General features: G+C 50.2%; 19 protein-coding genes and 2 tRNA genes. 3 read left to right on the top strand and 18 right to left on the bottom strand.

The window, feature by feature from the left end:
* Positions 1-28: 28 nt before the first annotated feature.
* The 8 genes from LKD71_RS10385 to LKD71_RS10350 form a co-directional block, all read right to left on the bottom strand.
* Positions 29-529: a tRNA (cytidine(34)-2'-O)-methyltransferase gene (locus LKD71_RS10385; protein ID WP_227615344.1), complete on the bottom strand. Its 501-nt coding sequence runs from the start codon at positions 527-529 to the stop codon at positions 29-31.
* Between the two features lies 1 nt (position 530).
* On the bottom strand, positions 531-1,700 hold the full coding sequence (locus LKD71_RS10380; RefSeq protein ID WP_227615343.1) for an aminotransferase class I/II-fold pyridoxal phosphate-dependent enzyme: 1,170 nt from the start codon (positions 1,698-1,700) through the stop codon (positions 531-533).
* On the bottom strand, positions 1,697-2,179 hold the full coding sequence (locus LKD71_RS10375; protein ID WP_178045570.1) for an Lrp/AsnC family transcriptional regulator: 483 nt from the start codon (positions 2,177-2,179) through the stop codon (positions 1,697-1,699). Before LKD71_RS10375 ends, LKD71_RS10380 begins: the two co-directional genes overlap by 4 nt.
* Positions 2,176-2,751 (bottom strand): AIR synthase-related protein, encoded by a 576-nt coding sequence (locus LKD71_RS10370; protein ID WP_227615382.1) that lies wholly within the window; start codon positions 2,749-2,751, stop codon positions 2,176-2,178. Before LKD71_RS10370 ends, LKD71_RS10375 begins: the two co-directional genes overlap by 4 nt.
* Positions 2,752-2,827: 76 nt before the next feature.
* A complete protein-coding gene (locus LKD71_RS10365) occupies positions 2,828-4,471 on the bottom strand; it encodes a VanW family protein (RefSeq protein ID WP_227615342.1) in 1,644 nt (547 codons plus the stop codon).
* A 21-nt stretch (positions 4,472-4,492) separates the two neighbouring features.
* A complete protein-coding gene (locus tag LKD71_RS18535; RefSeq protein ID WP_227615341.1) occupies positions 4,493-4,600 on the bottom strand; it encodes a synaptobrevin-B in 108 nt (35 codons plus the stop codon).
* Positions 4,601-4,605: 5 nt separating this feature from the next.
* On the bottom strand, positions 4,606-5,319 hold the full coding sequence (locus LKD71_RS10355) for a 3'-5' exonuclease (RefSeq protein ID WP_227615340.1): 714 nt from the start codon (positions 5,317-5,319) through the stop codon (positions 4,606-4,608).
* 18 nt (positions 5,320-5,337) lie between these two features.
* A complete protein-coding gene (locus tag LKD71_RS10350; protein WP_227615339.1) occupies positions 5,338-7,047 on the bottom strand; it encodes a B12-binding domain-containing radical SAM protein in 1,710 nt (569 codons plus the stop codon).
* Positions 7,048-7,248: 201 nt separating this feature from the next.
* Here LKD71_RS10350 and LKD71_RS10345 point away from each other — a divergent pair.
* Positions 7,249-7,321: transfer RNA gene (locus tag LKD71_RS10345), tRNA-Gly, on the top strand.
* A gap of 83 nt (positions 7,322-7,404) precedes the next feature.
* On the opposite strand, the gene LKD71_RS10340 is transcribed toward LKD71_RS10345, so the two are convergent.
* The 9 genes from LKD71_RS10340 to LKD71_RS10300 all read right to left on the bottom strand — a co-directional run bounded on the left by LKD71_RS10340 (position 7,405) and on the right by LKD71_RS10300 (position 19,603).
* Positions 7,405-7,866, bottom strand: a complete 462-nt coding sequence (locus LKD71_RS10340) for a MarR family winged helix-turn-helix transcriptional regulator (protein ID WP_227615338.1) — start codon at positions 7,864-7,866, stop codon at positions 7,405-7,407.
* 12 nt (positions 7,867-7,878) lie between these two features.
* On the bottom strand, positions 7,879-9,723 hold the full coding sequence (ftsH, locus tag LKD71_RS10335) for an ATP-dependent zinc metalloprotease FtsH (RefSeq protein ID WP_227615337.1): 1,845 nt from the start codon (positions 9,721-9,723) through the stop codon (positions 7,879-7,881).
* A 174-nt stretch (positions 9,724-9,897) separates the two neighbouring features.
* Positions 9,898-11,916 (bottom strand): glutaminase domain-containing protein, encoded by a 2,019-nt coding sequence (locus LKD71_RS10330; protein WP_227615336.1) that lies wholly within the window; start codon positions 11,914-11,916, stop codon positions 9,898-9,900.
* A gap of 219 nt (positions 11,917-12,135) precedes the next feature.
* Positions 12,136-13,950 carry a glycoside hydrolase family 2 protein gene (locus tag LKD71_RS10325; protein ID WP_227615335.1) on the bottom strand — a complete coding sequence of 605 codons (1,815 nt, stop codon included), beginning with the start codon at positions 13,948-13,950 and terminating at the stop codon, positions 12,136-12,138.
* Between the two features lie 38 nt (positions 13,951-13,988).
* Positions 13,989-14,981 (bottom strand): acyltransferase family protein, encoded by a 993-nt coding sequence (locus LKD71_RS10320; RefSeq protein ID WP_227615334.1) that lies wholly within the window; start codon positions 14,979-14,981, stop codon positions 13,989-13,991.
* A gap of 7 nt (positions 14,982-14,988) precedes the next feature.
* Entirely contained in the window at positions 14,989-15,816 is an 828-nt protein-coding gene (locus LKD71_RS10315) for a carbohydrate ABC transporter permease (protein WP_227615333.1), read from the bottom strand.
* Complete coding sequence (locus LKD71_RS10310) at positions 15,816-16,706, bottom strand: carbohydrate ABC transporter permease (protein ID WP_227615332.1); 891 nt, start codon at positions 16,704-16,706, stop codon at positions 15,816-15,818. The genes LKD71_RS10315 and LKD71_RS10310 overlap by 1 nt, the downstream gene beginning before the upstream one ends.
* A gap of 101 nt (positions 16,707-16,807) precedes the next feature.
* A complete protein-coding gene (locus LKD71_RS10305; RefSeq protein ID WP_227615331.1) occupies positions 16,808-18,133 on the bottom strand; it encodes an ABC transporter substrate-binding protein in 1,326 nt (441 codons plus the stop codon).
* Positions 18,134-18,682: 549 nt separating this feature from the next.
* Entirely contained in the window at positions 18,683-19,603 is a 921-nt protein-coding gene (locus tag LKD71_RS10300; RefSeq protein WP_227615330.1) for an ArsR/SmtB family transcription factor, read from the bottom strand.
* Between the two features lie 279 nt (positions 19,604-19,882).
* On the opposite strand from LKD71_RS10300, the gene LKD71_RS10295 reads away from it, so the two are divergent.
* Positions 19,883-21,238: an MATE family efflux transporter gene (locus tag LKD71_RS10295; protein ID WP_227615329.1), complete on the top strand. Its 1,356-nt coding sequence runs from the start codon at positions 19,883-19,885 to the stop codon at positions 21,236-21,238.
* A 344-nt stretch (positions 21,239-21,582) separates the two neighbouring features.
* Here the strand turns inward: LKD71_RS10295 and LKD71_RS10290 are convergent.
* Positions 21,583-21,655: transfer RNA gene (locus tag LKD71_RS10290), tRNA-Lys, on the bottom strand.
* A 239-nt stretch (positions 21,656-21,894) separates the two neighbouring features.
* On the opposite strand from LKD71_RS10290, the gene LKD71_RS10285 reads away from it, so the two are divergent.
* Positions 21,895-23,298, top strand: a complete 1,404-nt coding sequence (locus tag LKD71_RS10285; protein ID WP_178045555.1) for an AI-2E family transporter — start codon at positions 21,895-21,897, stop codon at positions 23,296-23,298.
* Positions 23,299-23,387: the final 89 nt, after the last annotated feature.

The following is a 23,387-nucleotide window of genomic DNA, read 5'->3' as shown; positions in this document are numbered from 1 at the left end:
TTTTAACCGTCTGTTTTCTGCCGTTTTTTTATTTCCAGTCGTATTTCGTCAAATGCCCGTCCAGGCGCATGTGGTCGAAATTATTCTGCCTGAGGGCCTCATAGAGGACGATGGCCACGGAGTTGGCCAGGTTCAGGGAGCGGATGTCGCCGATCATGGGGATCCGCACGGCCCGCTCCTGATTTTCCAGGAGGATTTCCTCCGGGATGCCGGCGCTCTCTTTTCCGAACATGATATAGCAGTCCGGCCCGTAGGAGACGTCGGTGTAGACCTGGGGGCCTTTCGTGGTAGCCATATAGATCTTGGCTCCGGGGTTTTTCTCCAGGAAATCCTCATAGTTGATGTAGGTGGTCACATCGAGGTCCTTCCAGTAGTCCATGCCGGCCCGCCGGAGGTTCTTCTCAGTGAGGCGAAAGCCCAGGGGTTCGATGAGGTGAAGTCTCGTGCCCGTGGCCACGCAGGTACGGCCGATATTTCCCGTATTGGAGGGAATTTCCGGCTCCAGAAGTACAATATTTAAGTTTGCCATTTTATTTTTCCGCCTCCAGTTTCCTGATGAAGTGTTTCAGGCGCTCCAGAGCCTTCTTGAGGTCCTCCAGAGAATAGGCGTAGGAAATCCTTAAAAATCCTTCTCCACACTCTCCAAAAGCCGTTCCGGGCACCACAGCCAGCCGTTCTTCCCTAAGAAGCCGCTCGGCAAACTCATCTGAGGAGAGGCCGAATTTCTGGATGGAGGGGAACACATAGAACGCGCCCTTCGGCTCAAAGCAGGGCAGACCCATCTCCTCAAAGGCATGAAGGAGATAGCGGCGGCGGCCATTGTAAGCCTGACGCATCTCTTCCACATCGACATCGCCGTTCCGGAGAGCCTCCACAGCCGCATACTGGCTGTTGGTGGGAGCGCACATGATCGCAAACTGATGAACTTTTGTCATCTGCTTGATGATGGGTGCCGGTCCGCAGGCATAGCCCAGACGCCAGCCTGTCATGGCATGGGACTTGGAAAAACCGTTGATCGTGATGGTCCGCTTCCTCATGCCCGGCAGGGAAGCGAAGGAAACATGGTTTCCGCCGTAGGTGAGCTCTGCGTAAATCTCATCAGAGAGCACAAAGAGGTCTTTTTCCTCCACCACTTCCGCGATAGCCTTAAGATCCTCCCGGCTCATGATGGCGCCAGTGGGGTTGTTCGGGAAAGGAAGGACGAGAATCTTCGTCTTTTCCGTGATATGTTCCAGGAGCTCTTCTTTCGTCAGACGGAACTCATTTTTCGCCTGAAGCTCAATGACATGGGGCTTTCCGCCAGCCAGAATACAGCAGGGAACATAGGAAACATAACAGGGCTCCGGGATCAGCACCTCATCGCCGGGATCCAGCATGACGCGCATCGCAAGGTCGATGGCCTCACTGCCGCCCACCGTAATCAGTGTCTCGGTAATCGGGTCATAATCCAGCGCAAAACGCCGTTTGAGGTATTTGCAGATCTCCTCCCGGAGCTCCTTTAAGCCCGCATTGGAGGTGTAGAAGGTCCGGCCTTTTTCCAGGCTGTAGATACCCTCGTCACGGATGTGCCAGGGCGTGTCAAAGTCCGGTTCGCCCACACCGAGGGAGATCACGTTATCCATCTCGCTTACAATATCAAAAAATTTCCGGATTCCGGAGGGTGCAATATCCACCACTTTTTTTGTCAGAGGGTCTCTCATAAGGTCACAGGCATCCTTTCATCTCTTGTTTTTCTCTCAAAGATCGTTCCGTGGTCTTTGTATTTTTTCAGAATAAAGTGGGTCGCTGTGCTTAAGACAGAATCCAGCGTGGAAAGCTTGTCTGACACGAAGCCGGAAACCTCTTTCAGGGTTTTTCCTTCGAGGATCACCATCAGGTCGTAAGCGCCGGAGATCAGATAGACGGAACGGACTTCCGGATAATTGTAGATCCGCTCCGCGATGGAATCAAAGCCCTGGCCTCTCTGGGGAGTCACCCGCACCTCGATAAGAGCCGTCACCTTGTCTGCTGAGGTTTTGTCCCAGTCGATCAGGGTATGATAGCCGCAGATGATGTGCTCCTGCTCCATTTTTGCGATCTCATTGGCCACAGTAGCCTCGTCGGTGCCCAGGATCACTGCCAATTCCTGAAGATCGATCCGGCTGTTTTTTTCCAGAAATGTTAAAATTGCTTCTCTCATGCTTCTTTCTCCTTTTTTACTGATTTTTCGATGTATCGTTTGATTTCCTGATTGTAGAGGATCCGCTCCGGCCCTTTGCTGACTCTTCCGATCACTGCCGCCGGGATTCCGGCCCGGTTCAGTCTTTCCGTGAGCTCCATGCCGTGGAAGGTGCCGATGAGTACGGCTCCTTTCGAGTCCATCCGGTAGGGATCAATGTCAAAAAGTTCCGTAATCTCTATGGTTTCCTGGCGGATCGGAAGTTTGCGAAGCTCCGCGCTTAAGCCCAGGCCTGCGCGGTCCGCGATCTCCCAGAGGGCTTTTAAGATGCCGCCCTCCCCCAGGGGGTAATATTCATTCTCATCCTCGCCGGTCTTCGGATCTGTTCCCACCTCTTTGGCAAGCTTCAGCGTCTCTTCCGTGTTTTCCAGCTCGGAAAAATGCCGGGCTTCCCGCACCAAAGTCTCCGGAAAGCGTTTCAGAAGCTCCGCTTCCTTCTCTTCGGCCAGCTTCGCCGTTCCCGAAAGGGCAATCCATCTGGTCAGCACCAGTTCCATGCCCGGTTTGAGACGGGAACTGCCGTCTGTCACCATGGTATGCAAATCTTCATCCTCCTTTATATACAGAAAGGGCACCGTACGCTTTCGCTGTCATACGGCGCCCTTATGTTTACCCGATAACCGTTACTTCGCCTGAATCCGCAGGTATATTATCATCCATGTCTCCTGACGGATCCTGGACAGGTGCGTCCGTTGTCGGTGCGTCCGTTGTCGGTGCATCCGTTTCGGGAGCATTCGTCTCAGGCGCACTGGTTTCCGGCGTATCGGTTGTCGGTGCATTCGTTTCGGGAGCGCTGGTCTCAGGCGCTTCTGTCTGAGCTGTGCTCGTGGAACCGTAGCTTCCGTTGATGATTGCCTGAACCGTCGCCAGATCGTTGTTGGCGATGGCAGTCTGGATCGCCGCTGAAGCCTGGGTATTGGGTGAAACAATACCTACCTCGTAGATGGCCGGTGACGCCTGATAGCTGCTGGAATTGACCTGAACCGTATCGGTGGTGCCGTCCGCATTGACGATATCCTTCCAGAGTACCGCTTCCAGTCCCTGATGCGCGCTCTGGGTCTGATTAAGATAACCGATGTTCTGGTCAGACTTTGCCACCAGCTTGACGTTTGTGCTGGCATCGGTCTGGCTTAAAGTCTCACTTCTGAAAGAAATGGAACGGTTCGGATCCCTCGTTTCATGACCGTAAATCGTGAAGTTCAGCGTTCCCTGATACCCCACGCCGTAAATATAGATCGGCGCATCGGTATTATTGGTAAAAATGAAATCCATCAGACCTTCCGCGATGGCTGCGTCCTTGGAAGGGTCCACATAGGAAACCAGCATCGTATGGTTATGACGCTCATCCACCTGGAGTTCCGCTTTCAGCACCGCGTTATAGAGGGTCGTGGAAACCTGACAGATACCGCCGCCGTAGGTGTCCACCACCTGGCCGCTCTCGTAGGAGGGCGCCGGATAATAACCGTTGTCCGCATTGAAAGGCGTTACCGCCGCCGTCACGGAGAAAGTCTCTCCCGGCATAATGAGAGTGCCGTTGATCTTGGATGCTCCCACTTCCACGTTTGTATTTCTCTCGTAGGAAGAACCATAGTAGGTGGTGGCCGTTCCCAGCACATCTTTTACCTGGCTCAGTTCTTCTTTTGTCACCGAAGGCTTCTGAACCTCCGCCACGACTGTGAGCTCCGTACCGTCGCCCTCCAGCGCTTTCATGATGGAGGAAACCGACTGGTCCACGTTGACGGCGATGCCGGTCTCTCCGCCGGTCACTTCCGGATAACCGTTGGCAAAGGTGATATCGCCTTCCTCTGCATCTCTGTTATATTCTTCCGCAAGCTTCTCCACATAGGTTTTCACAGCCTGCTCGTTGGGAGCGTAGGCCACTTCAAAGTTTTTCGGTTCCACCTGCAGATCTTTTTTGTCTTTGTACTGTTTGATGAGGTTGCCGCCCTTGGCTACTTCCATGGCCTCATGAACCACCTCGCGGTTGGTCCACTCCATACCGAAATTCTCCGCCGTGGCAGTGGTGGTCTCATCTCCGATTTTTACGGTATAATTTCCGCCGGTTCCTTTTCCCAGCTTCTCTTCTACTGCTTTTGTCGCCTGCTCCTCCGTCATCCCGGAAACGTTCACGCCTCCGATGTAGACATTCTTGCTGATGGTGTCTGTCTCATCCGCCAGGGCCGGGGCTCCTGCTACCAGAAAAAGAGCCGCGCCGACGGTCAGGATCAGGCCTGCTTTCTTACTTTTTTTCATTCAGTCACTCCTCTTGCCGACTTACTCCAGATAACTCAAAACCATGGGCAGAATCATAGCGATCACCAGAAGAACGCAGATCACTGCTGCAATGGTTTTCTGTGTTTTTTTATTGTTAAAATTCATCATAGTTTTCACCTCTTGATTTTTCCGTACCGGGAAATAATGTTATCGATCATCCGGGACGCCTCGCTTTTGGTCAGTTTCTCAGGGACAGCGTCCGTTTCTATTCTATGATATTTTATCAAATCATTCAAGTACCGTTTTTGTGAAATCGTGATGGGGCTTTCCTTCTTTACCTGATAAAACAGGGGCTTCGGGTCAAAGGCTGCGGGGCTCACACTCTGGAATTCCCGGCCCAGACACTCGTACAGGCGGTAGGCCGAAACCGCATCCTCATAGGCCCGGTGTTTCTTCTCCTGACCGATGCCATAGTGAAGGCAGAGGGCCTCCAGGGAACGGCTCGGAAGCTCCGGCAGAAACTTTTTCGCGATGGCCAGAGTATCTATGCCCTCCCGGTCAAAATTCCGGCCGAGGTTTGCAAAATTCTGCTTCAGGAAACTGTAATCAAAGGTAATGTTGTGGCCCAGAACCGGCGCCTCCCCGGCAAAATCAAGGAAGCCTTCCAGGGCCTCCGGAAGGGAAAGGCCCCCCGCCGCCATCTCGTCCGTGATGCCGGTGAGCCCTACGATAAATTCCGGGATCTTTTTTCCGATATTGATAAAAGCCGCATAGGTGTCCTCCACCCGGCCATTTTTGATCCGGACCGCGCCAATCTCCAGAATGGAGTCGGTACGGGGATTCAGGCCTGTGGTCTCAAGGTCCAGGGCTATGATTTCATCTGTCATTTTCGTCTCCTTATCTCTTTAGATGTTCTGTATTTGAATGATTCTGGCGTCCCCGGTCAGCGGGTCCCGCTTCTGATAATCGAAAAGATACCATTTTTCCGTCTCCTCGGAAAGGATCTCCAGGTGGGTCTGGTTCAGAAGCTGCCGGGCGTTCATGGCTTCGTAGGTATCGCCGGTGAGATACTGATGCTCCCCGGCTTCTTTTTTGTAAAATTCGTAGATCTCGTTCTTCCGGCCGGAAAGATCCGGAGCGAAAGCCGGCCGGCTCTTGCTCTTCTCCCGGGCGTAAAGGTCCATGAGAAGGGCCTGGTCGAAGGCGGCCTGGCGGGCCAGATTAAGCGAAAGGGCAAATTCCCGGAGGATCAGAAGCCGCTCCATCCTCGAATGGCTCCGTCCATTGTAGCCCTGCTCCTCATAAAAGTCCGCCAGCGCCTCATAGAGCCCGAAATAGTCCTCGAACTCCTCCGTCAGAAGCTCCACAGTCCGAGCAAACTGCCAGCTGTTGTAATAGACCTCCACCATCTCCTCGATGCCTTTGATCTTCAGCACCTCGCCGTAGCTCAGCCAGTCGGTAGAAAGGACCTCGTAGGGAGGCCGGTCCGTCCTCACCACGCCAAACTCCTCGGCTCTTCTGCCCATCTCCGAGCCCTTTAAGACCTTCAGAAAGCCCAGCTGGAACTGCTGGGGCCGTAAGCTGTAGACATCGTTAAAGGAGCTCCGGAACTCTTTCAGCGTGCCATAGGGAAGGCCGGCGATGAGATCCAGATGCTGATGCACGTTTCTGCCCTTCTGGATCCGTCTCACCTTATCGACGATCACATCAAAATCCACCGCCCGGTGAATGGCCGTCAGCACCTGCCCGTCGGTGGACTGGACGCCGATCTCCAGCTGCACGAGACCCGGCCTGAGGCTGTTCAGAAGCCCGATCTCCTCATCATCCAGAAGATCCGCCGAGATCTCGAAATGGAAGTTCGTGATACCGTTGTCGTTCTCCTTTATGAAACGGAGAAGCTCCTTGGTCCGGGCATGGTTCACATTGAAGGTCCGGTCCACAAATTTCACCTGGGGAACCTTCTGCTCCAGGAAAAAGGCCAGCTCTTTTTTCACCAGAGGCAGGCTCCGGAAGCGCACCCGTTTGTCAATCGAGGAAAGACAGTAGCTGCAGGAAAAAGGGCAGCCTCTGCTGCTTTCATAATATATGATCCGGTTCTGAAATTTTGTCATGTCTCCGTAGACAAAAGGCAGTTCATCGAGCTTTTCATACTCCCGCACGCCGGTGCGGCAGAACTTTCCCGCCTCATCCCGGTAGACCAGTCCCTTAATCTCAGCAAGACTGCCCTCCCCGTGATACCAGCCCAGAAGTTCCCGGAAGGTGGTCTCCCCTTCTCCGGCCATGATTCCCCGCACGCTAGGTTCCCGGACAAGGACCTCCTCGCAGTCGTAAGAAACCTCCGGGCCTCCCAGCCAGATATCGACCTCCGGCAGGACCTTTTTTAAGTCCTTCAAAAGAGACTGGACGTATTCCATGTTCCAGATGTAGCAGGAAATGGCCGCCACATCCGGTTTCCTCCTGTAAATATCCGCCAGAATATCTTCCCGCAAATGATTGATCGTATATTCTGCAATCTCCACCTCATCCTTCCACTGGCCGGCGCTGGCCTTAAGGCTATAAACCGCCAGATTGGAATGAATGTATTTCGCATTGATTGCAATCAGTAATGTTTTCATAAATCGTTAAATGAATCCTTTCTCGCTTTTGCCCCCGTTTTCACGGGGCTTTCCACATCGTCGAGGCCCATTATATCTCACTTTAAAAATTTTTTCAATTTTTTTCATTTTACCTGTTGACAAAACGGAAATTATATTGTAATATATGACCTGTGCTTGAGACAACGGCTTAAAGAAAGCGAAAACGTCTCAAAAACAAATGCGCGAGTGGCTCAGTTGGTGGAGCGCGACCTTGCCAAGGTCGAGGCCGCGGGTTCGAGTCCCGTCTCGCGCTTTTCTTATGCCCTGGAATTGGTTCCAGGGCTTTTTTGTTGTCTTTTTATCACACGAAAAAACGCTGCTTTCGCAGCGTCTTTTTCACAACTTTTCATTTTTTGTTCCATAAACCTTCATGGCTTCCCGGGCATTTTCCCGGATCCGGGTGTGGATGCGGCAGAAATTTTCCAGCTCGGCTTCGGAAATGCCCTGGCAGAGAAAGCAGAGCATTTCCTGCTGGGCCTGAACTCCCAGCTCGATGACCGGGGAAGCCTTTTCCTCCAGAACCAGGTGGGTGATCCGCCGGTCAGAATCATCCTCCCGGGTGTGGATATAGCCCTGGCGCACCAGGGAATCCACGGCCCGGGAAACCGATGATTTTGTCATAAGCCGGCTCTCCACGATATCTTTTGCCGTATTCAGATCCGGATTTCCGGCGAGGAAAAGAAGGATACTCATCTCCGTGGCGTTGATCCCGTGATCCCTCGACACCTCGCCGATCACTTTTTCATTCAGTCGGACAAGCTGCTGTCCGCCCACAAAAAACTCCGCTGCTTTCAGCATCTTATCTCCTTTTTACTGTTCCTGTTCCGGAAGTTCTGCCGGAGCGCTGTTGAGAATCTTCATAAACTCTTCTCCGGTGATGGTCTCATGATCGTACAGATATTTGGCCAGCTCGTGAAGCTTGCCGATGTTGTCCTCCAGAATCTTGTAGGCTTTCTGATGCTCCCGGCGCACCAGATCCACAACCTTCTTGTCGATGAGGGTCTGGGTCTCAAAGGAACAGGTCAGGGAGCTGTCGCCGCCCAGATACTGGTTGCTCATCTGCTCCATGGCTACCATATCAAAGTCATCGCTCATACCGTAGCGGGTGATCATGCCTCTGGCAAGCTTCGTGGCCTGCTCGATATCGTTGGAGGCTCCTGTCGTGATGCTGTGGAAAATCAGCTCCTCAGCTGCACGGCCGCCGGTAAGAGTAGCGATCTTGTTCTCCAGCTCTTCCTTCGTCATCAGATAATGCTCACCGTCTTCCACCTGCATGGTGTAGCCCAGAGCTCCGGAAGTACGGGGAATAATCGTGATCTTGTGAACCGGTGCAGATTCGGTCTGTTTGGCTGCCACGAGGGCATGTCCGATCTCATGATAGGAAACGATGAGTTTCTCTTTCTCGGAAAGGACGCGGTCTTTTTTCTGATAGCCGGCGATGACAACCTCGATACTCTCCTCAAGGTCTGCCTGAGTGGCAAAACGTCTGCCGTCACGGACTGCACGAAGCGCTGCCTCGTTGACGATGTTTGCAAGCTCTGCTCCGGAGGCTCCGGAGGCAGCTTTTGCAATGTTATAGAAGTTTACGTTATCTGCGATCTTGATCTTTTTCGCATGAACCTTCAGAATCTCCTCACGGCCCTTGAGGTCCGGAAGCTCTACTGGAATCCGGCGGTCGAAACGGCCCGGACGAAGAAGAGCCGGGTCAAGGGAATCCGGACGGTTGGTGGCTGCCAGAATAACAACGCCCTTGGAACCGTCGAAACCATCCATCTCGGTCAGCAGCTGGTTCAGGGTCTGCTCACGCTCGTCGTTTCCGCCGATCTGGCCGTCACGCTTTTTACCGATGGTATCGATCTCATCGATGAATACGATACAGGGCGCTTTTTCCTGGGCCTGTTTAAAAAGATCACGAACCTTGGCGGCGCCCATACCAACGAACATCTCTACGAATTCAGAACCGGAAATGGAGAAGAAGGGAACCTCCGCCTCACCGGCTACAGCTTTTGCAAGAAGGGTTTTACCTGTTCCCGGAGGGCCTACAAGAAGGGCTCCTTTAGGCATCTCAGCACCGATCTCACGGTATTTCTCGGGATTGTGAAGGAAATCTACGATCTCCTGCAGAAGCTCCTTCGCCTCATCCTCACCTGCTACATCTGAATATTTGATACCTGTGGAAGATTTTACATAGATCTTTGCATTGCTCTTTCCGAAAGACATGGCTCCCGGTCCGCCCATGCTCTTCATCATCCGTTTGCTGAGCCACTGACCCAGGACAACGAAGATCGCGATGGGAAGAATCCAGCCTACCAGGAATGTAATCAGCGGCGACTGAGTGGTGGGAATCACATTTCCGAATTTTGTGCCTGCTGCCTGCAGACGATTGACCAGATCCGGGTCGTTCATAAGACCGGTCTTGCAGATCCGGGTCATGCCGTCCTTAGAGGCCTCATAATAGATAACCTCAGAACTGTTATCAATTTCTACCTGCTTGACATACTTGGCATCCAGAAGAGCCAGGAACTCATCGTAGGTAGTTTCTGTGACGCTTCTCTCTGAAATTTTAGGAATGACTAGGGCATTGAGAAGAATCAGAATGATCATCACTACAAAAGCATAGAAAAGCAATGATTTGTTTGGTTTTTTCACTTCCATAGATTTTTCCTCCTGTAAAAGTAAGTTCCATTTGAAACTGTTTCTTTTTCAACTATTATATCCCCAATGCCGGAAAATACAATAAAGAGAGTCTGTAAAGGTCATAAAATTTGTATAAAAAACCTCCCGCTGCCGGAAAATTCCGATACGGGAGGTCATGAAAAGCATTGATTTTTACCAGTTTAACAGAGGAATGAAGAGACCGCCCTGAACGGTCCGGTTCTGGAAGCACTCTGCGACGGGCGTTTCCGTGTGATACCAGTCCGGGAACGGAGCTCTGCGGTCCAGGCTGCAGAGAGCCTCCCACATTGTGTGGATGATCTGATTACGGTATTCCTCATTGTCATCCAGCATAACGGTCCACATCTCCCAGTCGCTCTTGGTGTAATCGCAACGGGAATCCAGGGGGATGCCGTAAGGATTCATGCGGGTCAGATAATAAGCCACCTCCGTCTTCGCGATCTTCGGATCAAAAATGCGAAGATCCAGCAGTTTGTCCCAGATCAGGTTGTATTTGAGACTCCAGCTGCCCTCCCCGTCAAAGGTCAGGCGGTAATGGTCGCCGTCAAAAGCTTTTTCTTTCCAGGTTTCTGCCAGAGAAAGAGCTGTTTTCCGATAAGAATCCGCTTTTTCCGTTTCTCCCAGTCCTCTTAAGAGCTCTGCCCAGGCAGCAATTCCTAAAATTCCTTTGACCGCCAGATTGCAGTTATGTGCCAGATGACCGGCAAAGTCGTCTGTACAAAGCTGATTTTCCGGATCCCAGCCCACGCTTACCAGATAGTCGGTCCAGCCGTTCAGGACCTCTTTGTGCTTTTTCGCATATTTCAGAGAATTTTCTGCCTTGCACAGGGCTGCCACACAGAGGATCATATTTCCGCACTCTTCCACAGGCATCTGATAATAGTCCTGCATCACCCGTGTCTTCCGGTCATAACCATAAACCTGTCCGTTTGCCAGCGGATACTGCCCTACATCATGAGGTGCATAGGGGAATTTCCAGTCATCTCCTGCTGCATAATGGAAGATGGGATCGATCATCCCCTCCACCAGCTTCGGCTGATATTTCAGATAAAGAGGAATGGACGGATAGGTCACATCCACCGTACCGATGCAGCCGTTGCTGTAACATTCCTTGGAGAAAAATCTGATCTCGCCGTCCACCTCAATAAGCTTATGGGCGGCAATGGACTCCCGGTAGGCAACACAGAGAATGTCATAGTACTCTTCTCCGTAAACGAGCGCTTCCTTTTTCAGCTCTTCGTCAAAAGCCTGCGTTCTGGCTGAAACGGCTTCGTACTCATCAATGGCTTTTTTGAATACTTCATCAAAGCTCCTGCCATCTCTTTTCCAGTAAGCATCTGCCTGTTTTCCAAAATATTCGATGGAATGAATGTCGTCATATCCGAGGATCACAAGCCCGGTCATCGTTTCTTTTCCATCTACTCCGGAAGTTTTCAGACAGCCAAGACACGGGATGCCCTCACGGACTTCCTGCTCCAGATGAACACGGTCGGATAAACACCCGTCCAGCTTTGTAAATTTCGGCAGGTGAAGATAAGGACTGCCGCTCAGTGCATTCTTTTTATCTTTTGTATTTACGATCACATACTGATGATCCGGTGCTGCCAGGTGGAGCCAGCCCCAGTCGATGCGCAGATCATCACCGGATCTGGTCAGCATGCCCTCCTCGCCGCGGCCGCAGTAAATACCGTTTTCGTCTTTTCCGAAGAGTACGGTCTGACTGCTTTCGTTGACTGCTGCCTGGGAAGAAATATCCAGATAAACCGTTACCTCATGCGCTTGTCCATCCACAGACCGCACTTCATAAAAAACATAGGAAGCCGGGCGGCTCATAAGATCCAGATCATCCAGAAGAAGGGAACCGGTGAAGGTCACCCTCAGTTCAACTGTTTCATTTCCAAACGTATAGACCGTCCGGGTGGGAGTAAGCTTTACGGAAAGCTGCCTAAGCGGCTCCGGCTCCAGATAATACATCTCCCGCTCCGTTTCCACAAGTCCCATAAAACGGTAATTTTTTCCATCCACGCGGATGATTCCCGTCATGGAATTCTGATGTCCGGTCCAGTGGCGCGGTGTGTCATCATAAAGATGGTCTGAAAACGACCAGATATTAAAATAAGGGTCTACCGTTACCAGAGGGATCGCTCTGGGAAGAAAATCTTTCGCTGCCATTGCATTATGCTCCTTTCGAATGTTGTGGTACCGGACGTCAGGCACACGCCGCTAACCCCCCGGCTTGCTCCGCTGCCTCGCAGCTCTCACAAACCTTCAGCCATTCAGAATCCGCAGATTTACTTTGTAAATCGCTTCTTCCTCATGTCCGGGCGGGTCCCAAGCCGAAATGCCTTATCTGCTTGCAGAATAAGGCATTCCTGGCTTTTGACCCTGGTATCACATGTATGATCTCCAATAGCCTACTTTCCGCTCATTGATCTCTTTGATCACTTTCGGGTCAACTTTGAAGTTGCGGTCCATGTCCATAAGGCCGTTGATCTCCTGCTGAACATCGGATACCTGGGTGTAGCAGAATCCGCAGCAATAGGGAACTTCTTTGACAGCGGTCGTGATCTCATCGAAACGACGGATGAAATCTTCCTTGGTGTTTACTTTATTTCCGTAGCCCCAGCCGGAATCATCGTTGTTGAAGGCGATTCCGCCGTACTCACTGATGATAATCGGCTGTCCTTTGTAGGCAAAGCCGTTTGCTAAAGCAGATTTACTGCTGCTGTGGTAAACCTCAGTGGTCAGGATCTGCTCCTTGAACTCCATGTAACGTTTATAGAAGGTCTCGCCAACCTCTTCATAATCATGAAGAGTAATGATATCGGAAACAGTATGCTCCCAGCCGTCGTTGACGATAACCGGACGATAGCGGTCTATACTCTTGGTCAGATGATAAATCATCTCGGTGAAATGCTGCTGCATGGGCTCGGTCTCAACCTGGCTTATGCCCCAGGACTCGTTGAACGGGGTCCAGGTGATGATGCAGGGATGATTGTAGTTCTGATGAACGATCTCGAGCCATTCTCTGGTAAACTCTTCTACTGCATAATCGGAATACTCATAGGCGGCAGCCATCTCGCTCCATACCAGCATGCCCTTCACATCGCACCAGTACAGGAAACGCTCGTCCTCAATCTTCTGATGTTTCCGGAGGCCGTTGTAACCCAGGGCATGGATCTTGTCGATATCCTCGATCAAAGCCTCCTCGCTGGGCGGTGTCAGATGAGAATCTTTCCAGTAGCCCTGATCCAGGATCAGTCTCTGATACAGCGGATGGCCGTTCAAGAGGATATTGGAGCCGTCAATGCGGATCTCTCTCATTGCAAAATAGGAACCAACGGTATCGAGAATCTTGCCGTCAGATACAACCTCAAAAGTGATATCGTACAGATCCGGGCTCTCCGGGCTCCAGGTACGAACGCCCCACTCCATGCCGCAGTTGGCCTGGCCATTGGTCTTGTGGAAAACGTCGATTTTCGTCTTTGTATGGTCAGAAGTCATAACCGTCATGGTCTTGCTGATGAGCATATCACCGAAGGTAACAGTGGCAACTACCATGAGATTTCCTCCAGCCATTGCACTTTCCGGAGCGTCGATCTGATACTCGATCTCCAGTGCCATATCATGAAGGTTCGGGGTCATTTTCACATAATCCAGACGGATGTCGGGCACATACTCGGTCCATACGGTCTTCCAGATACCGGTGGTCTGAACGTACCAACAGCCGAAGTTCTCGTCAATCCAGCGCTGTTTTCCACGGGGCTGCTGAGTGTTGAAGGAGTCCTCGACCTTGACGGTCAGCTCATTTTCGCCATCCTTCACAAGCTCTGTGATATCAAAGGAAAAACGTGCATAGCCACCCTTGTGGTCTCCGGCATAAGCGCCGTTCACCCATAGTTTGGTGTGGAAATCGCTGCCCTCGAAATGGATCAGCAGACGGTTGTCGGTCAGTTTGGAAGCGTCTACGGTGATGGTCTTGTGATACCAGATATTGTCGTGACGTCTCTCATCCTGGATTCCGCTGAGTTTCGTCTCATAGGTGAAGGGCACCTCAATTTTCAGCTCGCCCGGGAATTTCTCATACCATTTTTCTTTCTCGCCCTGGTTTGCATCGTCAAAGCCAAAATCCCAGGTTCCATTGAGGTTTACCCAGTTGTCGCGGACAAACTGCGGTCTCGGATAATCTTTCTTATAACATTTCATATCTCTGTCCTCCATGTTATGTAGTGTGTTTTTTTTATTTATTTTCTAATCTGCCGCTCCAGATAGGTAAGGATTACCAGAAGCACGATGTAGAAACCATAGGCATATCCGTTTGCCCGGTAGCTGAATTTGCTTCCTGCCACAGCGAAGATCAGAATGTTGCTCATGAGAAGATAGTATAACGAGTTTCTTCCTATAAAAGAGAGGACCTCCACCGGCTTTCCGATGATCGTGACGCTTTTGATTTTTCCAAGCGCCCCGGCCAGCAGGTGATAGATCCACACTCCAAGGGCTCCACCTCCGATGAAAAGAGCCGTCGGAGGAAAACGGCCAGGAAGACCGTTATATTTCCAGCAATACCAGATACAAGGGGTGCTTAAGATCGCTGCTCCGAAAAACAGCTTCCAGTCCGGCCATTTTTTTCGTTTGGCCGCCCAGACGCCCGCCACAAAGTAGACACCGTACTGCAATACCGGAAAAGTCGTATAGCTTCCGGAACCGATGAAAAGAGCCAGCCAGGGGTTGGTGATTTTTTCATAAGGGATAAAGCAGCTCGCAAGGCTGACCACTGCTGCCCCTATCACCACCCAGCCGTTCGTTTTCCGGAGAGCCGGGAGCAGGAGCGCTCCCACCAGGAGCACCGCCGCAAAGGAAGCCAGAAATTCCGACCAGCCAGGATAACGGCGGAGAGTCAGGACCTCCCGGATAAAATCCTTCCTGAAGATCTTCTGCTCCTTAAATGCCATATAAGCGAGACCGGAAATATAGAACGCCAGCAGAAGCCTGATCATATTCCGAAGCATATGGACGATTCCACGCCTTGTGTCCCCCTGAAAATAAGCCAGACAGCACACAAAGCCAAAGCAAAACAGAAAACCGGAAAAGGTCGTGAGGTTGATCACATTTACCAGGATCTTCTCGATCCCGGCATCCTCTTTTCCGAAGAACTGAAGACAATGGCAGAGGATCATAGCCAGGGTCAGAAGCCCCTTCATAATATCGATTTCCTGATTTCTTTCCTTTTTTACCATAGGAAACTCAGCCTTTCACAGCACCCTGGGTGATACCTGCCACGATCTGGCGCTCAAAGATAATGTAGAGAATGATCATGGGCAGAGAAGCCACCATACTTGCCGTCATGGGCTTTACATAGTCCACCGTATATGTACTGGTAAACGTCGGAATACCTACCGGAAGCGTAAACATCTCATTGCTCATGGCACAAAGCAGAGGCCACAGGTAGTTGTTCCAGCTTCCAACAAAGGAGAAGATACAGATCGTTGCAATGATGGATTTTGACAACGGCATAACGATCTTGAAGAATACCGTCAGTTTTCCACCGCCATCGATCTCGGTTGCTTCGATCAGTTCTCTCGGAAGTCCTTTAAAGAACGTTGTCATGATGATCAGATTCATAGAGCCCGCAATGCTTGGCAGGATCATACCGGCATAGCTGTCGATGAGCTTCAGATCCTTTACGGTGATGAACAGCGGAACGATCGTTGCCTCGCCGGGAACCATCATACCGATCAGTACATAGATCATAAACAGCTGACTTCCCTTAAAGGGGATCAGTGCCAGCGCATAAGCTGCCATTCCGGTCACAAGAACTGTTGCAACCGTCACGATCACAGCGATAAAAAGGCTGTTCATGAACCAGAGCGGAACGGATGAGTTTTTGATAATGTCAGAGTAGTTGCTGATGGTGTAAGGAGGCGTAAACCAGCTTACGATACTGGAGATCTGTTTTCCTTCGTGCTGCAGTGATACAAACAGTGCCCAGATCACAGGGGCAAGAAAGACCACAACAAAAAAGATGGAAAGAATATCAAGAGCAATACGCCCTGCGGTTTTCTTTGTTTTCATCACTTGTCACCTCCCCGTTTCTGCATGATCAGCTGTGCCAGTGAAAGTACCAGCAGGATTCCAAAGAGCACATAGGACATGGCTGCCGCATAACCCAGGTTATTCTTGCTGAATGCAGTCTCATAAATATACTGGATCAAGGGTTTTGTGCTTCCTGCCGGGCCGCCGCCGGTGATCAGCTGGATCTGTCCGAATACCTTAAAGCAGGCGATCAGCTGAAGAAGAACGACCAGCTCTGTGGTAGGACGAAGCAGCGGAAGTGTGATACGGAAAAGCTGCTGTGTGGAGGTTGCTCCGTCGATGGAGGCTGCCTCATAGATCCCCATATCAATATCCTGTAAGGCCGATATGTAAAGCATCATGGTAAAACCAATGGTCCACCAGACGGTCATAACAGAGATCACCACCCAGACCAGTTTTGGATCCAGGAGAAACTGCAGTTCCGTATTTGCCGGCAGGATATGAAGCTGATGGAGTACGCCGTTTAAGAGTCCATTGTACGGACTGAAGGTGTTCTTCGCAATGAAGGATGCCACGGAAACGGAGAGGATACTGGGAAGATAATAGGAAATCCGCAACCCTTTTTTCATGACTGTCTGCCGGTTGGCCAGAAGCGCCAGGATCAGGGCGATGATCACCAGCATGGGAGCTGTGATCACTACAAATTTACAGGTGTTTCCAAGAGCCGACCAGAATTTCTTGTCTCCTGCGAATTTGATATAGTTGTCAAAGCCGATGTACTTCTGCTTTCCCATCAGTCCCCATTTGTGCATGCTCACATAAAATCCCTGGATAACAGGCCAAATGGTAAAAACTGTATAGAGAATCAAGAAGGGAAGCATGAAAGCCAGGGCAGTAAAAAACAGTTTTCTTTTTCTCTGTTTGCTCATCGTTTTACCTCCTTTTTCTGCCTGAAACCAGACAGTTTTCTATGAGCTTTTTTAAAAAGAAAAGGGAAGCTTTGAAAAGCTCCCCCTTTCTTGACTATGCTTTATTCCAGGTTAGAAGACAGCTCGTCAACAAGTGCATCAATACCGGTTGCTGCATCATTAGTGCCGGTCCAGATGGTATCCAGGCTCTGGATCATGCCATCCTTCATAGCGTAGAAGTGCGGGTTCTTAGCCGGCAGAACAGCCTTTTCAACTTCATCCTGATAGTTGCTTCTGTACGGAAGTGCTGCGTACTCTTCATTGCCGGTAACTTCGGTATTTGCCGGGATCTGGCCGGAACCTGCCCAGGTCAGACCGCCGTCTTTGCAGGCTGCAACCATGAACTCAACAGCTGCTTTGGTCTCGTCCTCGTCTCTGTCGCCGTTTACCGGAAGGATGAAGGTGTGGGAATCTGCCCAGCAGTGATCCTCATCAAAGAGCTGCGGGAAGCTCTGAACGTTGAAGTTCAGTCCATCGGTGGACTCCATAACGCCTACTGCCCAGGTTCCGCCAAACAGGAAGCCTGCTTTTCCGGACTGGAAGAGTTTCTGATGGTCATCGATACCGGTTGCTACATAGCCGTCATCATAGAGAGATTTTACAAACTCAGCTGCTTCAACAGCTTTGTCTTTATCCAGAGTAACTTCTGTTCCGTCATCGTTAACGATCGGAGTTCCGCCCAGCTGGTAATAAGTTGCCCACCATACACGGTAAGGATCATCACCGGTATTCGGCAGAGAAAGGGGAGACTCGCCATCGCCCATAACAGCTTTTACCTTATCCAGCATTGCTTTAAAATCATCCAGGCTGCTGATATCCAGTTTGCCGTCTGCATTGAGCTCAACGCCGGCTTTCTCAAGGATATCTTTGTTGTAGTACATAACCTCAGCATGAGTATCCAGCGGAATTGCGTAGATCTCACCGTCAAAGGTTACAGAATCAAGAGAGTTCTGCGTGTACATGGAGGAAAGGTCTACGCCCAGCTCATCCAGGTAATCGTTCAGCGGCTCTACAACGCCCTGATCAACGAGCTCCGGAAGTTTGGATACATGAGAAAGTCCTACGTCCGGTCCTTTGTCAGCTGCTACTGCGGTCTGCAGTTTGGTGTAGTAGTCTGCCCATACAAGGGTAATGGACTGAACCTGTTTGCTGGGGCTGGTTGCATTATAGTCATCGATAATCTTGGTCATGTACTCGCCGTCACCACCGGTGAACAGAGACCACATAACAAGCTTGTTCTCATCTACTTCTACCTGACTCGGGTCATTTACAGAACCATCTTCGTTTACATTGGAAGTTTCGCTCTCTGTTTCATCTGCCATAACAGCGCTTCCAGCGGAAAGTACCATAGCACCAGTCAGTAACGCACACAATAATTTTCTTTTCATCCCTGAAATCCTCCTTGTCAAAATCTGCTCTTTCAATCTTGCTGCCTGATACGGTCGCCCGTATCTTTTGTGAAAACAGACCCTTTTATGTATGCCGCGCCCTTCATTCTGGTTTCTTCTGACGGTCTGTACACGTTCTGTTTTCCGGGGTAGTTGGATTCACTTTTGTTTGTTTGTTTTTGCTTTCGTTTCTGATCTATCCGGCCGAGATAGTTTCTAACAGTTTTTCTGTTATAATCTCTCCATTCTTTCAAATGAACTTGTTGTTTATAACACAATCCCTGTTGCTGATACCTATACTCTACCACACTTTGACTATTTGTCAATGGTTTTTTTGTATTTTACGGGCAGATTTACCATTATTTTTCTTTATTGTAACAGTTTTGCTGTTTGTTTTACATTCTTCGCCATTTATATTCCAACAATCTTGTTTGTTTTGTGCATTCCGACAAGAAACACGGCTTCAAAATTTCTGTGCTTTTTGTCTTAAACGTTTTCGTAATCACACAAAAAAGCGCCGCGGACGTTTTTATCCACAGCGCTTCGCTTTCAGTATTCCATTGTCAGGACGATATCCTGATTGTAATCTCCGTAATGCTTTCCGAAGAGGTTGAACCCTCCTTCGTATTTCGCTCCCGGTTTATTTCCGATTTTCACAGACACAAAGGCCCGATCCATGATACTGAGCTGGTTCACCGTCACTTCACTGATCTTTTCCCCGTTCAGATAACTGCCGTCTGACCGGATCTCCCAGACCACCTGCATCCCATACTGTGTGCTTCCATTTGGCCAAGCCGGGGGATTCAATCGTCCTCTTCTGCCCCCGAAATCTCCCGGGCAGGTCCAGGTTCCCACCTCCACATCATTGACCCAGAGCGTCAGATCGGATTTCCAGTCTTCCTTATAACCGGGCGCCTCCGAGCAGATCTCCATGGAAATGCTCGCTCTTTTGATCTTTCTTTTTCTTGGGACGCCATTGGAAAATTTGTATTCCACATAGCCGGAGGAGGTCCACAGAATGCCGGCCTTCATCCGTTCCGGATAATAAAAACAGTACTCCGTGTCTTCATTTCCAATATAGCCGTCCGGCCCGAACATACCGCAGGTAGGCGTCACCTGGCAGCTGCTGAAGGCTCCCACAGGCATCTCTGCATTGAAAATCTCCGAAACGTCCGTATTTTTCTTGATCAGACTGACTGTAATATAGTCCACTTTCCGGATACAGAATTTTACAGTTCCTCTCGTTCCCGGCTGCTTTTCCATGCGGATCAGTCCCGCTTCCTCCAGAATTTTCAGATGAAACGCCGTGCTGGAGGCAGGAAGATCCAGTTTTTTTGCAATATCGCCGATGATCATTCCCTCTTCATACAGAAGCTGCATGATTTCTATTCGTATAGGTGAAGACAAAGCTTTCCCCAGACTGCAGAGGGCATCGATCTCCTCCACATCATATTCTTTAAATTTTGACATCTTTCATTTCTCTCCCTGCTGCTGTTTTTCCCCGTCCATCAGCAGCTGCCGGTTCTGCCGGCCTGTGATCCAACTCTTATACTGATAATAACATTCCGGCCCGGCGATTGCAACTTGAAATCTCTGTTTGACACGATCCCGGCGGGGTAATACAATAAGAACATGTGCGCTCATAAAAAGGAAAAATGCGGCAAAATTTTTCTTGACTTTGAGTCTGCTTCAAGGTGTATGCTGACAAGCGATATGCATTCCAACAAATGAAATGGGGGTTTTTACAACATGAGTTCTGCCAAACAGGGGCAGACCAGGGATATGACGCAGGGAAGTGCCCTGTCCAACATCCTGATCTTCGCCATCCCACTTTTTATCAGTAACTTTTTCCAGCAATGTTACAACATCGGGGATACCATGATCGCCAGCCACAATCTCGGGCAGTCGGCTCTCGCCGCCATCGGTCTTACGGGCTCCATCACCGGTCTGGTCATCGGTTTTGCCAACGGCATCAACAGCGGTTACGGCATTCTTCTTGCCAGGGCCTTCGGGTCGAAAAATGAGGAGCAGATGAAATCCGTTGTTGCCTGGACTCTGATCCTGAACGTGGCCATCTCGGTGCTCATCACCGTAGCGACGCTGCTCTTTGCCGAGCCCGTACTCCGGCTCATCCAGACGCCGGAGGATGTTTTCAGCGAATCCCGTACTTATCTCACCGTCGTCATGGCGGGTATGGCCACGGCCCTCTTCTATAACATGGGCTCCGGCCTTTTAAGAGCCGTGGGAAACAGCAAGATCCCGCTGTATTTCCTGATCTTCTCCTGCAGCCTTAACCTTCTTCTGGATCTTCTTGCCGTGACCGTCTTCAGTTTCGGTGTGGCCGGAATCGCAGGAGCGACCGTTCTGGCCCAGCTGATCTCCAGTGTGCTCTGCTTTTTGTATCTCTACCGGAATTTCCGTTTTCTGATTCCTTCCAGAAGACATTTTTCCTATAATAAGAAACTCGTGAGCGAGCTTGTCACCACCGGTTTTTCCATGGGCCTGATGAACTCCATTTTCTCCATCGGCTCCGTCATCCTGCAGGGCTCCATCAATACGCTGGGAACCTCCATCATCGCCGCCCACACGGCAGCCCGTAGAATCGTCATGATTGGAAACATGCCTCTTGCCAGCATCGCCAGTGCCAACGCTACTTTCGTCAGCCAGAACTTCGGCGCAGGCCGTATGGACCGGATCCGGGACGGTATCAGGAAATCTTCCATCCTCTGCCTCATCTGGTCTGCCATGTTCCTGATTATGATCCTGACTCTCGCTGAACCGCTGGTAAAGGCCCTCGCCGGAACCGACGATTCCGTGATTATGAGCAACGCCCTGATGAACCTTCATATTAATATGATCTTTTTCTTCCCTTTAGGTGTCCTGCTGACGCTCCGCATGACCCTCCAGGGAATCAACTACAAGACCATTCCGCTGATCTCCAGCTCCATGGAGCTTGTCATCAAGATCCTTGCTTCTTTCGTCTTTGTCCCCCTCTGGGGCTACGCGGGAGCCTCCGTCGCCGAGCCGTTTTCCTGGCTGCTGTGCATGCTGTTTTTGCTGTTTTCCTACATACGGATTATGAAAAAAGAGAAGATTTATTCCTGAAAAATACAGGGGCCAGGTTCGTTTTGAACCTGCCCCCTGCTATTTTTTATCTTACCATTGAAATGTATACTGCACGCAGCGATAACGTGTGAAATCTTTCTTTTCCTGCTGATACTCTGCTGCTGCCTTTTTGTCCATCATATCTGCATCTTCCGACTTTCTGTAACCGCCATAGGGAAACGTATTTGAAATCATTGTAGCCCAGGCTTTTCAGATTTGCAAGCACTTAAAGAATCCTGCCCGGAAGGCTTTTTGTGTAATAGGTAATTCCAAAAGAATTTCCTATTACACAAAAAAAGCACCATCCCCGGAGCTCCTATGGCTTCAAAAATGGTACCTTTAAGTGCGCCTTCAGGGGCTCGAACCCTGGACACCCTGATTAAGAGTCAGGTGCTCTACCAGCTGAGCTAAAAGCGCATATTCAGTTCGTCTCTCTCAAGACAAAAAGTATTATAATACAGCTCCTCCCAAAATGCAAGAGGTTTTTTCGATTTTTTTCAAATTTTTTTAACAACCACGACATTTGACCCAATGAGTGTTTATATTTTTTTCAGAACTTTCCGACTCTTATTTCCTTGATTCCTTTCCTGCCACACATTATAATAAAAAACAGCGTAACTTTTTTATCTATTTTTTTGAAAAGGAGTATCAGAAAATTGTCACCCAGCCGCAGCAATGTAAGTGTCCGGAAGCAGAAGAACCGGAAAAAAGAAGAACAACGTGAAAATCAACAGCTCGCTTCCCAATGGAAGAGCCTCCAGCAGAATGAAGAAGAAGCTTCCGGCGAGGCAGAAGCGGGCTCTCAGACGCAGGAAAGTACCCAGGAGCAGGCGAAAGCCGTCGAGAGTGCGAATACTTTCAGGACCAACCGTCAGGCAACCACCCGTTTTCTAGCCAACAGCCAGTATTTTACCATCGCTATCTATGTGATCGCCGTCGTCGCCATCGCCGCCGTGATCTTTAAGGCTATTATTTCTCTGGATCAGACCATTACCTGGATCAAAAATGTGCTGAACGTCCTGATGCCTTTTATCATCGGCTTTCTGATTGCTTTTATCCTGAATCCCGCAGTGAAAATGTTCTGCCGGCTTCTGCAAAAGCACACGAAAATCAAGAAAAAAGGCGTCATCAAGGGCATTGCCATTGCAATCACCTATATCATTTTACTGGGTCTGGTACTGGTTTCCGTTTTCGGCGTGGTTCCGCAGATCGTAAACAGTTTAACAGACCTCATCAACTCCGCTCTCACGGTCATTCCGCAGTCCGCGTCGGAATTTAACCAGTTCCTGACTCAGCTGCACGAGCGGTTCCCCAGCCTGGATATCAGTGCCATTCAGGATGCCATGGACAACATGCTGCCCTCGATCCTCAATTATATCAGGGATTTTGCATCAAACATCGTCCCGACCCTGTATTCTCTGTCCATGTCCATCATGCAGCTTCTTTTGAATCTGGTCATTGCGCTGATCGTTTCCATTTATATTCTGATGGACAAAAAGATTCTGCTGGGCACGGTGAAAGCAAGCATCTACGCTTTCCTTCCCCAGAAAAGGATTCCGTATATTATGGATACTCTGAAGGAATGTAATGACATTTTCGGTGGTTTCGTCATCGGAAAAGCCATCGATTCCCTGATTATCGGCGTGCTGTGCTTCATTGTCATGACGATTCTCCGGCTTCCTTATACGCTACTGATCAGCCTGATTGTTGGTATCACGAATATGATTCCCTATTTCGGTCCCTTCATCGGAGCCGTTCCGGGAGCGATTGTTATGCTGATGGTCAGTCCGCTGAAAGCGGTGATCTTCATTATTATGATCTTCGCGCTTCAGCAGTTTGATGGACTGTATCTTGGACCCAAGATTCTGGGACAGTCCGTGGGATTGCGGCCGCTCTGGATTATCGTGGCGATCACGATCGGCGGAAGCATTGCCGGAGTGCTCGGCATGTTTCTTGGAGTGCCGATTATGGCCGTTTTGCGATATCTCGTGATGAGGACACTCAAGCAGAGACTTGAGGAACGGGAAGTCAAAGATATTGAACGGTTTCATTTAGATTAACGCTTTGGGAAAGCGGGACGAGGCAAACTTGAGGGGGCCCGCTCCGAGTCAGCGAGCCCGCAGGCCCCCTCAAACTCCCCCATCTGGGC

This window comes from Fusicatenibacter faecihominis, from assembly GCF_020686945.1.
GTDB lineage: Bacteria > Bacillota > Clostridia > Lachnospirales > Lachnospiraceae > Limivivens > Limivivens faecihominis.
This window is presented reverse-complemented; position numbering and strand designations above follow the sequence as displayed.

Coding starts and splice junctions, on each gene's coding strand:
- LKD71_RS10385 (WP_227615344.1), bottom strand. CDS start 529: ATGGCAAACTTAAATATTGTACTTCTGGAGCCGGAAATTCCCTCCAAT.
- LKD71_RS10370 (WP_227615382.1), bottom strand. CDS start 2,751: ATGGTGACAGACGGCAGTTCCCGTCTCAAACCGGGCATGGAACTGGTG.
- LKD71_RS10315 (WP_227615333.1), bottom strand. CDS start 15,816: ATGAAAACAAAGAAAACCGCAGGGCGTATTGCTCTTGATATTCTTTCC.
- LKD71_RS10380 (WP_227615343.1), bottom strand. CDS start 1,700: ATGAGAGACCCTCTGACAAAAAAAGTGGTGGATATTGCACCCTCCGGA.
- LKD71_RS10365 (WP_227615342.1), bottom strand. CDS start 4,471: ATGAAAAAAAGTAAGAAAGCAGGCCTGATCCTGACCGTCGGCGCGGCT.
- LKD71_RS10350 (WP_227615339.1), bottom strand. CDS start 7,047: ATGAAAACATTACTGATTGCAATCAATGCGAAATACATTCATTCCAAT.
- LKD71_RS10325 (WP_227615335.1), bottom strand. CDS start 13,950: ATGAAATGTTATAAGAAAGATTATCCGAGACCGCAGTTTGTCCGCGAC.
- LKD71_RS10295 (WP_227615329.1), top strand. CDS start 19,883: ATGAGTTCTGCCAAACAGGGGCAGACCAGGGATATGACGCAGGGAAGT.
- LKD71_RS10340 (WP_227615338.1), bottom strand. CDS start 7,866: ATGCTGAAAGCAGCGGAGTTTTTTGTGGGCGGACAGCAGCTTGTCCGA.
- LKD71_RS10310 (WP_227615332.1), bottom strand. CDS start 16,706: ATGAGCAAACAGAGAAAAAGAAAACTGTTTTTTACTGCCCTGGCTTTC.
- LKD71_RS10305 (WP_227615331.1), bottom strand. CDS start 18,133: ATGAAAAGAAAATTATTGTGTGCGTTACTGACTGGTGCTATGGTACTT.
- LKD71_RS10300 (WP_227615330.1), bottom strand. CDS start 19,603: ATGTCAAAATTTAAAGAATATGATGTGGAGGAGATCGATGCCCTCTGC.
- LKD71_RS10355 (WP_227615340.1), bottom strand. CDS start 5,319: ATGACAGATGAAATCATAGCCCTGGACCTTGAGACCACAGGCCTGAAT.
- LKD71_RS18535 (WP_227615341.1), bottom strand. CDS start 4,600: ATGATGAATTTTAACAATAAAAAAACACAGAAAACCATTGCAGCAGTG.
- LKD71_RS10320 (WP_227615334.1), bottom strand. CDS start 14,981: ATGGTAAAAAAGGAAAGAAATCAGGAAATCGATATTATGAAGGGGCTT.
- LKD71_RS10375 (WP_178045570.1), bottom strand. CDS start 2,179: ATGAGAGAAGCAATTTTAACATTTCTGGAAAAAAACAGCCGGATCGAT.
- LKD71_RS10330 (WP_227615336.1), bottom strand. CDS start 11,916: ATGGCAGCGAAAGATTTTCTTCCCAGAGCGATCCCTCTGGTAACGGTA.
- ftsH (WP_227615337.1), bottom strand. CDS start 9,723: ATGGAAGTGAAAAAACCAAACAAATCATTGCTTTTCTATGCTTTTGTA.